General features: G+C 34.8%; 12 protein-coding genes. 8 read left to right on the top strand and 4 right to left on the bottom strand.

The features are described 5' to 3' along the window. Window positions 1-108: 108 nt before the first annotated feature. From QQS35_RS07950 to QQS35_RS07960, 3 genes are all read left to right on the top strand, one after another. Window positions 109-2157 (top strand): methyl-accepting chemotaxis protein, encoded by a 2049-nt coding sequence (locus tag QQS35_RS07950; protein ID WP_285931404.1) that lies wholly within the window; start codon window positions 109-111, stop codon window positions 2155-2157. Between the two features lie 372 nt (window positions 2158-2529). Next, a complete protein-coding gene (locus QQS35_RS07955) occupies window positions 2530-2697 on the top strand; it encodes a hypothetical protein (protein WP_285931405.1) in 168 nt (55 codons plus the stop codon). Between the two features lie 241 nt (window positions 2698-2938). Next, the gene (locus tag QQS35_RS07960; protein WP_285931406.1) at window positions 2939-3142 is read left to right on the top strand and encodes a heavy-metal-associated domain-containing protein; all 204 of its coding nucleotides are present in this window, start codon (window positions 2939-2941) and stop codon (window positions 3140-3142) included. A gap of 97 nt (window positions 3143-3239) precedes the next feature. Here the strand turns inward: QQS35_RS07960 and QQS35_RS07965 are convergent, their stop codons facing one another. The 4 genes from QQS35_RS07965 to asnA all read right to left on the bottom strand — a co-directional run bounded on the left by QQS35_RS07965 (window position 3240) and on the right by asnA (window position 6672). Further along, window positions 3240-3470 (bottom strand): hypothetical protein, encoded by a 231-nt coding sequence (locus QQS35_RS07965; RefSeq protein WP_285931408.1) that lies wholly within the window; start codon window positions 3468-3470, stop codon window positions 3240-3242. Window positions 3471-3583: 113 nt separating this feature from the next. Further along, a complete protein-coding gene (locus QQS35_RS07970) occupies window positions 3584-4918 on the bottom strand; it encodes an amino acid permease (protein ID WP_285931409.1) in 1335 nt (444 codons plus the stop codon). A gap of 95 nt (window positions 4919-5013) precedes the next feature. Beyond that, window positions 5014-5430: a gas vesicle accessory protein GvpU gene (gene gvpU, locus QQS35_RS07975; protein ID WP_285931411.1), complete on the bottom strand. Its 417-nt coding sequence runs from the start codon at window positions 5428-5430 to the stop codon at window positions 5014-5016. A 222-nt stretch (window positions 5431-5652) separates the two neighbouring features. Continuing rightward, complete coding sequence (gene asnA / locus QQS35_RS07980) at window positions 5653-6672, bottom strand: aspartate--ammonia ligase (RefSeq protein ID WP_285931413.1); 1020 nt, start codon at window positions 6670-6672, stop codon at window positions 5653-5655. A 194-nt stretch (window positions 6673-6866) separates the two neighbouring features. Between asnA and QQS35_RS07985 the strand changes: the two genes are divergently transcribed. From QQS35_RS07985 to zupT, 5 genes are all read left to right on the top strand, one after another. After that, window positions 6867-7502 carry a LysE family transporter gene (locus tag QQS35_RS07985; protein ID WP_285931414.1) on the top strand — a complete coding sequence of 212 codons (636 nt, stop codon included), beginning with the start codon at window positions 6867-6869 and terminating at the stop codon, window positions 7500-7502. A gap of 360 nt (window positions 7503-7862) precedes the next feature. Next, entirely contained in the window at window positions 7863-8765 is a 903-nt protein-coding gene (locus QQS35_RS07990) for a M23 family metallopeptidase (RefSeq protein WP_285931415.1), read from the top strand. Between the two features lie 21 nt (window positions 8766-8786). Next, window positions 8787-9713 (top strand): ABC transporter ATP-binding protein, encoded by a 927-nt coding sequence (locus QQS35_RS07995; protein WP_285931416.1) that lies wholly within the window; start codon window positions 8787-8789, stop codon window positions 9711-9713. Further along, window positions 9706-10950, top strand: coding sequence for an ABC transporter permease (locus QQS35_RS08000; RefSeq protein ID WP_285931417.1), 1245 nt, complete (start codon window positions 9706-9708; stop codon window positions 10948-10950). Before QQS35_RS07995 ends, QQS35_RS08000 begins: the two co-directional genes overlap by 8 nt. A gap of 1130 nt (window positions 10951-12080) precedes the next feature. Beyond that, entirely contained in the window at window positions 12081-12890 is an 810-nt protein-coding gene (zupT, locus tag QQS35_RS08005; protein WP_285931419.1) for a zinc transporter ZupT, read from the top strand. Window positions 12891-12921: the final 31 nt, after the last annotated feature.

Here is a 12921-nt window from a genome sequence, read left to right on the forward strand (position 1 = left end):
TCCATATAGATGGAAAAAAGAATGAGAGTTTTCATTGATAGCCTAAACTTTTTGCGTATTTTGTCGATAAATGTAAAAGTAAGGCATAATATGGAGAGGAAGTCTATCATGAGAATCAAACAGAATTTGAACAAAGCTTTTGTCTGGTTAAAGCAACAAAGAAAGTTAGTTAGAACAAAGCTAATTTTAATGTTTCTTATCATTTTGATTGTTCCAGGTGCAATTATTGGTTACTTTGGATATCAACAGGCATTAGATGAAGTACAAGACAAGATGGTAAAGGGTATTCATTCTAATTTATCATTAGTAGAAAGCAATGCTAGTCAATTTATAAGCCTTTCTACAGAAAGGTTTAACCAATTTTCTGACATAATTGAGCCTGCTCTTGCAGACGAAAATACAGAAGAAATAAATAATCACATGCAAAGATTTATCGAAATTAATCCAGACTTTGAATCAATTGAAGTGGTTTACACTGACGGTAGCTATATTGCTTCACCAGAACTTGAAAACGCTGAGGAATATGAACCACTAAACGAAGAGTGGTATCAAGCAGCATTAGAAACGACAGATAATATTCAATTTTCAAATATAAATCAAAGCGAAACAACTGGTGAATATACTACTGAAATAATTAAAGCCTTACCAAATAATGAAGGTGTCTTAAAAATGACACTGCAATTAAATACGATGATTGATGCAGTTAAGGATGCTAGAATTGGCGATACTGGTTCTATGTTTGTTCTTAATGCAAATGAACAAGTTGTAACAGGAACAGGCTTTTTCTTTGAAGCGGGTATTCTTGCTCCGGGTGCACCTTTCGAAGGAATTGCTATAGATGAAAGTACAAGTGAAGAAATGAATGGTATTTTCAAAAAAGAAACGGTTATGAATGATGGTGAAAGAGATTTAGCTACTGAATTATACCAAGTAACTGAACCTGTTTCAGGATGGAAAGTTATTGGTATGATCGGAGTTAAGGACTATAAAGAAGCGGCATTACCTATTTTACACAAGGTTTTAATCGTTATTGCTGTTGCTGTTTTAGTAGGTATTGGTTTGTTAGTTTTGACACTAAGAATGGTGCTTCAACCATTGAAAAAATTACAAAGTGGCGCACGTAGTATAAGAGATGGTAATTTAAATGAAGAAATTACGTTGACACGAAAAGATGAATTTGGCTTATTAGCTGATGACTTTAATGATATGAGAGCTTCCTTAAAAACCATGGTTACTGAGTTGAATCAAACTTCTTCTCAACTAGCAGGCTCCTCACAGGCTATACAGATGAGTACAGAAGAAACTTCTAAATCTGTGCAAAATGTTGTGGAAACAATCCAAGAGACGTCTGAGAGTGCAGCTGCTGGGGCAGAGGCTACACAACAAACCTCTCAAGTAGTTGACGAGATGGTAAAAGCTATGGACACGATTAGTGAATCTGTGAATGTTATTGTGAGTTCTGTAGATAAAACAGATAAAGATGTAATAAATGGAAGCCAAACAATCGATAGTGTACAAAGTCAGATGGCTAAGATATTAGATGCTGTTAACGATTCAACAGAAATGATAACGAAGCTGTCGAACCTTTCCAACGAAGCTAGTCAAATGAATAACGCGATTGGTGATATTGCGCAACAGACTAATCTTTTATCATTAAATGCATCCATTGAGGCAGCAAGATCAGGTGAACACGGTCGAGGCTTTGCGGTTGTAGCTAATGAGATTTTAAAACTGTCAGATCAGTCTAAAAATGTGGCAGAGGGGATAGGAAGTTCCATGAGTAAAATGTTGGAGTTGATTGAACACGCGACTTCGATGATGAAAGGGAGTGTTCAAAACGAAATTACGGAAGGACAACGAAGAAGTTCAGAAGCTGCAAGTGCTTTCGTTAACATTGAGCAATCTACTAAACTTATCGTTCAGCAAATTCAAGGAATTGCAAATGTGACACAAGACATTTCCGGTAAAACACAAAGTGTTCTTGGTCATATGAAGGAGTTGGAAAATCTGTCTGATACATCGGCTGCAAGCGCACAAACAACATCAGCAGCTGCAGAAGAACAAATGGCTGCTATGGAAGAAATTGCATCAGCATCGGACCAACTAGCAACAATGGCAACAAACTTAGAGCGAATAGTCAAACGCTTCTCTATATAAGTCTGTAACTATCTATAAAAGAGAAAATGTAAAAAACTGTTAGCATGACACTTATGCTAGCAGTTTTTTGGTTTCCACAGCACAATGTCCTCAACTTTAAGCAGTCAAGATACCTCTTGTATGAAAGACGATAACTATGTTCCATCCTTCAACATGAACCACTACAGTTAAGTTAACACAGTTTAAATGTAATAAAATGTGGTTTTTTATCTAATCTAGTTAACGTAGTGTGATATAAATTAAGCCATTATTAAAAAGGTAAACACTAGCTTTTATTTATGTAAATTATTCGTAATTAGGGAAAATTATTGACTTTAATACAGTATGATGGAAATATGTTACATTCATTTAATTTAAAGGGAGGCAATAAAAATGAAAGAGCTAACTAAGTTTAAAAAAGGGTTATTAGCATTGTTGACAGTTTTTATGGTAAGTGGAATTGTAACAGGATGTAGTGGGGATGAAGACACAGACACAGACGGAGAAGATACTGAAACAGAAGAAAATAGTGATGAAGGTACAGAAGAGTCTGAAGATTAATAGTGTATAAGAAATATCGTTTATTTCTGAAGGTCCTGCGCTCTTACTAAGAGTGTGGGACTTTTTTTAGGGAAATCTTTTTAAATAAAGAGAAAGGTGCTCCAATTGGTTTTAAGATAAACCCTTACCTTAATTTGGTTTGTTTACTACTTATTTCTCTGTGGAATAATTATATAGGAACCAATAGTTACTAATTGGTAACAATAGAAGGAACTGAAGTTAAAAGGAGTAATGATTGTATATGAATGAAGCAACAATATTTGTTAAAGAAGTAACTGGTAGTAAGCAAATTCAACAAATAGAACAGATTTTAAATAAAATGGATGGAGTAGAACGGGTGTTAATTGATACGGACGATGGTGAGGTCAAAGTTGGGTTTGACGAGCAAAAAGTTTCTAAAGAAGAAATAATTATAAACTTGGAACAAAACAATTACTATGTTTGATGTGTAAGTCAAAATGGAAAATATTAATCAATAGATTTTAGAGCCTATCTAGAAATTATTTAAACTCTTATCAAATGTCTTCTAAAAACCCTGAGTTTCAAGAAAACCCAGGGTTAATAATATTTATATTAACTAAATCCATTACCACCATTTTGATTTTGGCTAGCTTGTTGATTCTGCTGTTTAACTTTTTGGGATCTGTTCCTACAAAACCTGTTTGGAAGGCTGCTTGTGCACCAGTGCTAAAATTGTTTGTAGAATGCTGAAAACCTTGCTGTGTTTGATTTTGTTGCTGTTGTGCACTTACTTCTTGACCTTGTTGTGGCATGAATAAATCTCTCGTTTACTACAAGATAACTTTATTGTGCCCTTTGTTTTCAAACCATTCTTTGGTCAAGTTAAATTAATGATGGAAAGAAATAGATATTACCCTAGAGGGTGTTAATAATATCGAATATCATTATTAGATTTTTTCCAGACCTTCTTCATCCTCAGACATACCAAACCAATAATCAATACAAATAGTAAACTAACAAAGAATCCAGGACGGATACTCTTTTCAAACATCGTTCCGCTGATTGCTGCAAGGATTAATGCTAATCCAACAAAAGAAAAGACTTTATGCAAAAGATTATCCTTAATTATTTTAAAGGATGAAAGAATGATGAAAAACCAGTTGTACAACAACAAGATACCTGCTGCAGTTGTGATGTATTCATAAATTTTTCCGGGTAGAAGCAGAGCAGTAATAATAGATGCTAATAAGCCAGCTGTTGCAAGTGCAAGCGATGGAATAGGTAAGTCTTTTAGCTTTTTGCTCTTTTTTGCGAATAAAGAGGGGGCATTACCATCTTCTGCTATTGCTGCAAGCAAGTTTGTAACACCGAATAAAGCAGCGGTCATCGTTGAGAAACCGGCTATAATAATCGCTCCATTAAAAACATGAGGGAAAAAGTCAAGGTTGTAATCTGCCAATGCTGTTACAAATGGACTTTCTTCTTCATGAAATGCATCAACAGACACCATCGTTACGGAAAGTCCAATGGATAACACGTAGACGATTGCTAATGCAATGAGCATGACCTTGCCAGCCTTAGGAGCATCCTCTTTCTTTTGAAGTTGGAGGGACATAATTCCGATGACTTCAATTCCACCATAAGCATAAAATGCGTAGATAAGGGATGCCCAAAAGCCTTTTAACCCCCCGGGAAATAACTCAGTTCTAGTAGTGGGTAGATTAGTCTGATCATTATCGCCACCTATCCAGCCCATCAATGCTGCGATAGCAAGGATGATAAACATAAGTATCGCTGCAAATTTTATGACAGCAAAAAGATTTTCAAGTTTATCAAAACCTTTTGTACCTGTTAGAACAACTAAAATAGAAAGGACAGCATAACCTGCAGCAAATATCCATAATGGGATTGCCGGAAACCAAAAACGTGAAAGGATAGATAGCGCAATTAACTGACTACCCATAATTAGAATGTTTGAACACCAGTAATTCCAACCGCAGCTAAATTCTGCCCATCTGCCAAATGCTACCCCAGCATAATAACTGAATGAACCTTGCTGTGGATCTTTGGCGGTCATTTTTGCTAATGCATTATATACAAGATAAGTGCCGATTGCCCCTAAAATAAAAGAAAAAACAATAGAGGCTCCTGTAATACTAATACCAATACTTGACCCTAGAAAATAGCCTGTCCCAATGGTACAGCCAATACCAATTAACGATAACTGCCACCATTTAAGATCGCCACTAGAACTACTCATGATAATACCTCCTTCAAACTGGTATTATTGTTCCGATATATTTGTTGATTATGTATCTGGAACTAAACGTCCATTTTGCAACCTGCTTAGCTGATTTAGGTAAAATAATCAAATGAAACAGCATCAACTGAAGAAATTCTTCCTCTCCACCAAGTGGTGTTTCCTGATGTATCCTGTTTATCTAGTTTGAAATATGTGGCATTTTTCATGTGAATAAAAGTAGGTGTTTTCTCGTTGTTCTCCTCGTCATTTTGTTTTTGTTTCACATAAGCATTTTTCATGTCATTAAACTTTTTAGCTATTATTTTAGATAACGTGTTATCCTGTAATGCTAAAGCTGATTCAGTAATACCTTCATAGTAGTCACTTGCCCCGATGAGGTACCCAGAGATAACTGCTCCGTTAACTGTAAGTGTAACTGCTAACTCAACTCCGTCTTCCTCTACTAAAGACAAAAGCATATCAAGTAATGCATCATCCGTAGTAACCTGATCCTGTTTTTTATTAGACATAAACTCACCACTTTCGTTGTATTTATTGTATATTTTGCGAGTCAATTCTCAGTCGCTAGCTTTACCAAAGTTCTTTTTAATTAATTTCCCCACTGTTTTTCAAATTATGATTGACAATATTTGCAGAAAAAAAGCTTGGATAAGTTATCCAAGCTAAAAACGTATCGTACACTATTTTCAAATATCTATTTTAGATTCCACTTATTAGTCCAATTCCGCCTATTATAAGAGTGGAATATTATTTTCCTCACATTCTTTTAAAATTTGAGTATTCCATACAGAAGCTTGAACTTCTCCAATATGTGCCTTTTTTAACAAAAACATGCATAATCTGGACTGTCCGATACCGCCACCTATTGTATAAGGAAGGTCTCCATTTAAAATGGCTTGATGATATGTTAGCCTAAGCCTCTCCTCATTATTAGCTAGTTTTAATTGTCTTAAAAGTGCTTCTTCGTCTACTCTTATACCCATGGAGGAAATCTCAAAGGACCGGTCTAAAAATGGGTTCCAAACGATGATATCTCCATTTAGTGTCCAATCATCATAATCAGGAGAACGACCATCGTGCTTTTGCCCAGAACGTAGTGCCCCGCCAATTTGCATGATAAAAACAGCGCCGTGTTCTTTCGTGATTATATCTTCTCTTTGGCTTGGCGTGAGTTGAGGGTACATTGTTTCAAGCTCAAGGGTGGAAGTGAAATAAATATCTTCTGGTAATACAGGTTCAAGCATAGGGTTTAACTGATGGATGTGACTTTCCGTAGCTTTAATTGTGGCATATATTTTGTTTACTTCTTTTTTTAATGTATCTTGATTTCGTTGTTCTTTTGAGATGACTTTTTCCCAATCCCATTGATCCACTTGCATGGAGTGTAAATTGTCTAATATTTCATCTCTTCGTACTGCATTCATCTTTGTGTAAATTCCCTCGCCGTTTGTTAATCCATATTTTTTAAGGGCCATCCTTTTCCATTTGGCTAAGGATTGAACGATTTCCATCTGGCTATGCTTAATATCTAATGCATCGAAGGACACTGCTCGTTCCACACCATTTAAGTTATCATTTATTCCTGTTCCCTCGCTTAAAACCAAAGGTGCAGACACTTCCATTAAGTTTAGTGACTTAGAGAAACTTTTTTCGAAATATTGTTTTATATCTCTGATGGCAATTTCTGTTTCCGTTAGATTTAGTATCGATCTGTATTGATTTGGGGTTGCTATTGTTTCCGTTTTACTCATTTAAAATCATCCTTTTTGATTGGGTTTAATGACTAGATTTACTTTATGAAAATGATTTCCCTATTGTTACAGAAAATTAGGGATTGAGTTGAAGAAACTTGTTTGAAATAGAGGTCTATTTTAAAAATGGAGTCTTAGATATCAATTCCCATCATAGAATGTACAAGCTTCTATTGCGGGAGGGAGTATTTTCTTTGAGTATAAATATATTATTAAGCTATATTGTATTAGGATTAACTTTAGCAGCTCCAGTAGGCCCAGTGAATTCTGCCAGAATAGATAAAGGGATTAAGCATGGCTTCTGGCACGCATGGATTGTTGGAGTTGGTTCTATGATTGCAGATGGTTCCTTTATGTTACTTGTTTATTTAGGAATGGTGCAGTTTCTAGATTATCCAATTGTACAAGTTTTTCTTTGGTTATTTGGTGGTTTTGTCCTTCTCTATTCAGGAATAGAAAGTATTATGGGCATAAATTCCATTAGTTTAACTCGTAAAACAAATAAAAAAGAGTCATTGTTAAAATGTTTTGTTACCGGATTTATTATGTCTGCTACTAGTCCGATATCTATTATGTTTTGGCTAGCTATATATGGGTCTGTATTAGCTAAAACAGCTGAGATGAGCGGTTCAGGTATGCTATTAATATATAGTAGTATGATTTTTATTGGCTTAGCTTTGTGGGATGTTTTTGTTGCTGCATTAACAACAGGATTCCGTAGATTTTTAAATGATACAACTCTTAAAGTGATTGCTGTTGTCTCGGGATTTTCCTTAATTGGTTTCGGAGTTTATTTTGGTTTTCATGGCCTAAAAACAATATTCGGATAGGATATATAGCTGTATCATATCCCGAAAGATTGGACAAGGTTCCATACTAGATAGGTACTATTTATTCCATTGGCCAACGAAATTATTATTCACCCCACTTTTTCGTCATATTATCTCGTTTAATGCACATTAACGCATTAAACGAGATAATATGGCGGGTTTTTAACTACCTAGGGAAGAAAATCGGATAAAATAGAACATAATGAATGGAAAACTCCAATAGTAAATTAATATTTCAAACTATTATGAAACTATTTTATTAATTAATCGTAAAAAAGAAAAACGCATTAAAATCGAAAAAGTATTATCGTCTATTCTTCTCATATTCGAAGAGGCTAACAATACATAGGTGGGGTATTCATGTTACTTACTATTTTCCAAATAATTGTTATCCAATTAATTCTTCCCATTTTTTTAATGATAAGTTTGTGGAAAGAGAAATCTAAGAGCAAGCTTGAATGGATTGTGCAAATGACCTCGACTACGCTGGTTACCTTTTGGATTTTTCAATCTGGACGGTGGGACTGGATCGGTTACTATTTGCGATATTTGCTATTAATTCTTCTGATTTTTGCTATATACTTATCGTGGAAGAAAGTTCGACATAAGACTTTTCGATTAAGTTTTAATAGGAAAGAGAAATTTAACTTAGGGATAAATGTTTTTTTGATTATCATATTTGGTATGTATAACATGTTTGTTTTGACTAGTTATACGGTACAGGAAGAGACGGTAGAATTATCCTTTCCACTCAGAGAAAATACATATTATGTTGGCCAAGGTGGAAGTCACACACAAATGAATTATCACCATGCCTACCAGTCACAACAGTACGCTTTAGACGTTGTAGCGTTAAATTCGTTTGGAATCAGAGCAAGTGGTCTATATCCAGAAGACTTATCTAAGTATGAGATATACGGTGATGCTTTATATAGTCCATGTACAGGAGAAGTAATCGAATCAAGAAGAGAATTAGTTGATCTGACACCACCTGATACTAATCCAGATCAACCAGAGGGTAATTATGTTGCAATTTCTTGTGATAATAATGATGCCATCGTTTATATTGCTCATATGAAACAAAATAGTATGGAAGTAAATGAAGGAGATACTGTACAGGATGGACAGTACATAGGTGCTGTAGGGAATTCTGGTAATACAACTGAGCCACATTTGCATATCCATGCAGAACAAGATGGGGCTGGAGTTCCAATACGATTTGATGGTGAATTCCTCACAAGAAATCGATTAATTCGAAATTAACAGAAGAGAGGAGCAACTAGTTTGGAGACTATGTTGTCGGTGAAGAATTTAGGTAAAACATTTAAGGGGAAGAAGGTTCTAGAAAACATCTCGTTTGACGTTCAAAAAGGGGAAATTATGGCAGTCTTAGGACCTAATGGTGCAGGTAAATCAACAACGATCCGAAATATTATGGGAATTATGTATCCAGACGAAGGGAGTATATCGTTTCGAAATTATCAGGAGATTCCCCGTAATATGATTGGGTATCTACCCGAAGAGCGAGGATTATATAAAAACGTAAAAGTAATGGATATACTGTTGTATCTAGCTGAACTGAAAGATTATCCGCTTAAAGATGCGAAGGAAAGGGCACTTACCTACTTAAAAAAATTTAATTTAGAAGGTAAAGAGAATGTTTCTATTGAAGAGTTATCAAAAGGTATGGGACAAAAGGTGCAATTTATCGCATCAATTATTCATGAGCCCGAATTACTTATTTTGGATGAACCATTCTCTGGATTAGACCCAGTTAGTCAGGAGTTATTTAAAGATGAAATTCGAAATTTAGCAGATCAAGGCACTGCGATTCTCTTGTCTTCACATCAAATGAATTTGGTCGAGGAAATGGCAGATCGTTTGTTCATGATGCATCAGGGGCAGAAGGTAATTTATGGAACAATGGATGAAGTTAAAACAGAATATGCTAACTTCAAGTGTACGATTAAAGGGAAAAATGATATTACTATTTTAGAGAGCTTACCAGAAGTACAACGAGTGGAACAAAGAGAGAATTCATCTACTCTTTATCTAACAAAAGATGTTAAACCTACTACTTGGTTAAAACATTTACCAGATCAGATAATGATTCAGGAATTAATCTTTGACCGAATAACACTGCATGAAATATTTATTGATATTGCATCCGGAAAAAAACTAATAGAGGAAGCTGGTGCAGTCAATGCGTAACTCATGGAAGGTTGCAAAATGGGAAATTAAACGTAATTTAAAGAATAAAACATTTCTAATTGGATTGTTTTCTTCTCCTGTTATTATTATTGGATTTATGCTAATAAGTAGTTTGTTTGGTGATTCAGATAGTGAGGAAGCTAGTAGTACAAGGGTTCTCATAAATGATCAACTAAATATATATGAAAATCTTGAGAATACGGTTGCTGAACGTGAACTTGATTGGGAAATGGAATTAACTGATTTAACTGATTCTGAAATAAAAGATGAATTGGAAAATACTGAAGATACTGCATACTTAATTATAGATAACAATGTTATAGACGAAGGTGTTGTATCTGTGTATACAAGTGAAGAAATCGATTCTTTTTTTATAAATCAGGTTCAATTATTAAAGGCACCTCTTCAATCCTTACAAATGGAACAACTAGGCTTGTCTAAGGAACAATTGGAGGTCATATCTCGAGGGATTGTATTTTCTGAACAGTCACTAGATACAGGGTCAGCGAGTCAAGAAGCTGAAGTTGCAAATGGTGATTCTGATATCAATTCAATGGAGCGCATCGTCCCTGGAGCTTTTGCTGGATTTATTATGCTTTCCATTGTTTTTACTGGAATGGCAATTTTCCAAAGTGCTTCCCAGGAAAAGAAAGATAAAATCGCAGAAATCATCTTATCATCATTAACACCCGCGGATTTGATGCAAGGTAAGATTATTGGATACTTTGTTTTAGGAATCATTCAATCTATCATTTCAATTATTTTAGTACTGCCATTTTTAAGTTGGAGATTTGACTTGCCAATCATAGAATACCTATTCGTACCTGAGTTAATTTTATTAATAGGTATTGCTGTCTTGGGATTCTTGTTATTCGCGGCCATTTTTGTTGGAATTGGTGCAACAATGGAGGATATTTCAACAGCAGGTAACTTCCAAGGTATGGTGATGATGTTACCGTTCTTACCATTTATATTTATTGGTCCAGTTTTCAGTGATCCAAATGGGTTGATGGCTCAAATCGGTACGTATATCCCATTTACTTCTCCAGGGGTTTTGCTACTTCGGCTCTCAATTCTAGAAGAATGGCCATGGATTGAAATAATCATTTCATTAGCTATATTAGTAGTAAGTGTTTGGTTATTTATGAAACTAGCTGGAAAGATATTTAAAGTTGGTATTTTAATGTATGGTAAAAATGCTACGCCTAGTGAGATTTGGAAGTGGATTCGCGCTTAATTTGTATCTGATGATAAGATAAAAATAGCCTACAGAATACCCTTATATGGAAGGTATTCTGTAGGCTATTCATGTATAAGCAACAATGAAAACAAATCTTTTACGTTTATCTGAGTAATGCAAATTCTAAAGTATTTTATTATGGTTATTTTCTAATAGATTAAAACATATAAAATATAAAGTCTGCACTAGTATTCTTAACTATCTTTTTATGTTGAATGAGAATTAAGTGCAATACTCCGTTTCGGCAGAATACTTCGCTTTCCACGGGCATGGCTTCAGCTAACTCAGAAGAATATAGCTTCTGAGTGGATTTTCAGCTCGTGGGACTGTGGTTACTCGCCCCACGCTAAAACATTCGCTGTTCCCGTAGGAGTCTACGCATCTCCTTCACTGGTTCAAAGTTTTCCTAATTGATAATAAGCTTTACTCGATAAAACTAATGCTTTTGAAATTCTTCTTCACTTTTGAATAGTAAAGCTATACTAAGCGGAGAAAAAATACGACACTCCATGAAAATTCAGGCCAATTTTCTGCATGCGATGCATTGCTTCCGGAGCTTTCCTTGTCCTGTGGAGGCTAAGGTGCTTTCCCCGCAAAGGGAGTATTTTTCCATAGCGCTGGATTTAGCACTCATCTTAGAAAGAAACGATAAAGTTAGTTCAAACTTTCTATCAAGTTCTACGGTTGTAAGATAACAATGGATACAAAAAGAGCCATAGTTAATTATTATTATTTATAAAAAGATTTAACAAGTAAATAAAGACCTGCATATAATCTTTTATAGGAAAGAGGTTCTGGTATATTAAACCAATGCAATGTAGAATGGTATGTTAATCAAACGTTTGTTTAAATATTTTTTTGGTAGGAGTAAACTGTAAGACTATAAGTGTTCCATTTATCTGAAAATAAAATATAATAGTTGACTATAAAATTTACTCGGGTGTAAAATGTTTACTGTAGTAAACATTTTTTAAGTTGTCCATATAATTATGTGTATAATGAAAAGTAGAATTCTATATATATATATATATAGAATATACGTGGTAAGTATTTTTCATGGTTTTTGTTCGAATTATAAAAGTAAATGGATAATGAGTTAATTTACCCAAAATAGGGGAGGTTGGAGTATGCCAGAAGATCTACTGTTAGCTTTTGGGTTAACATTAATGGCGGGTCTTGCCACAGGTGTAGGGAGTATACTCGCATTTTTTACATCAAGTACAAACACTAAATTCTTATCACTGGCATTAGGCTTCTCTGCAGGTGTTATGATTTATGTATCTATGATTGAAATTTTTGTTAAAGCACAAGATTCATTGGTTGGAGCAATGGGTCCGAGTGTAGGACAATGGTTAACAGTCGCCGGTTTTTTCAGTGGAATGCTTTTAATTGCATTAATTGATAAGTTTATCCCTAAACAAGGAAACCCACATGAATTAAAAAAAGTTGAAGATATGAAAAAGCCTGAAACGGCGATAAAAGATCCTGACTTATTAAAAATGGGAACTTTTACAGCACTTGCAATAGCGATTCACAATTTTCCGGAAGGTATTGCTACGTTTACATCCGTAATACAAGATCCTAACTTAGGAATTGCAATCGCAATAGCTATTGCGATTCACAATATTCCCGAGGGGATTGCTGTATCTGTACCAATTTATTTTGCTACAGGTGATAAAAAGAAAGCATTCAAACTTTCCTTTTTATCAGGGCTATCTGAACCTGTAGGAGCGATAGTGGCGTATCTATTTTTAATGCCATTTTTAAACGATGTAATCTTCGGTATAATTTTTGCAGCAGTAGCAGGAATCATGGTTTTTATTTCTTTAGACGAATTATTACCTGCCGCAAAAAGGTATGATGAAGCACACATTTCTATTTATGGTTTAATAGGTGGAATGGCAGTTATGGCACTCAGTTTACTATTATTTATTTAACATTTATTTATCTTATGCCTCTCGTCAGATT

The organism is Aquibacillus rhizosphaerae, assembly GCF_030282825.1.
Lineage (GTDB): Bacteria > Bacillota > Bacilli > Bacillales > Amphibacillaceae > Aquibacillus_C > Aquibacillus_C rhizosphaerae.

Coding starts and splice junctions, on each gene's coding strand:
- gvpU (WP_285931411.1), bottom strand. CDS start 5,430: ATGTCTAATAAAAAACAGGATCAGGTTACTACGGATGATGCATTACTT.
- QQS35_RS07990 (WP_285931415.1), top strand. CDS start 7,863: ATGTTACTTACTATTTTCCAAATAATTGTTATCCAATTAATTCTTCCC.
- QQS35_RS07960 (WP_285931406.1), top strand. CDS start 2,939: ATGAATGAAGCAACAATATTTGTTAAAGAAGTAACTGGTAGTAAGCAA.
- QQS35_RS07950 (WP_285931404.1), top strand. CDS start 109: ATGAGAATCAAACAGAATTTGAACAAAGCTTTTGTCTGGTTAAAGCAA.
- QQS35_RS07955 (WP_285931405.1), top strand. CDS start 2,530: ATGAAAGAGCTAACTAAGTTTAAAAAAGGGTTATTAGCATTGTTGACA.
- QQS35_RS07965 (WP_285931408.1), bottom strand. CDS start 3,470: ATGCCACAACAAGGTCAAGAAGTAAGTGCACAACAGCAACAAAATCAA.
- QQS35_RS07970 (WP_285931409.1), bottom strand. CDS start 4,918: ATGAGTAGTTCTAGTGGCGATCTTAAATGGTGGCAGTTATCGTTAATT.
- asnA (WP_285931413.1), bottom strand. CDS start 6,672: ATGAGTAAAACGGAAACAATAGCAACCCCAAATCAATACAGATCGATA.
- QQS35_RS08000 (WP_285931417.1), top strand. CDS start 9,706: ATGCGTAACTCATGGAAGGTTGCAAAATGGGAAATTAAACGTAATTTA.
- zupT (WP_285931419.1), top strand. CDS start 12,081: ATGCCAGAAGATCTACTGTTAGCTTTTGGGTTAACATTAATGGCGGGT.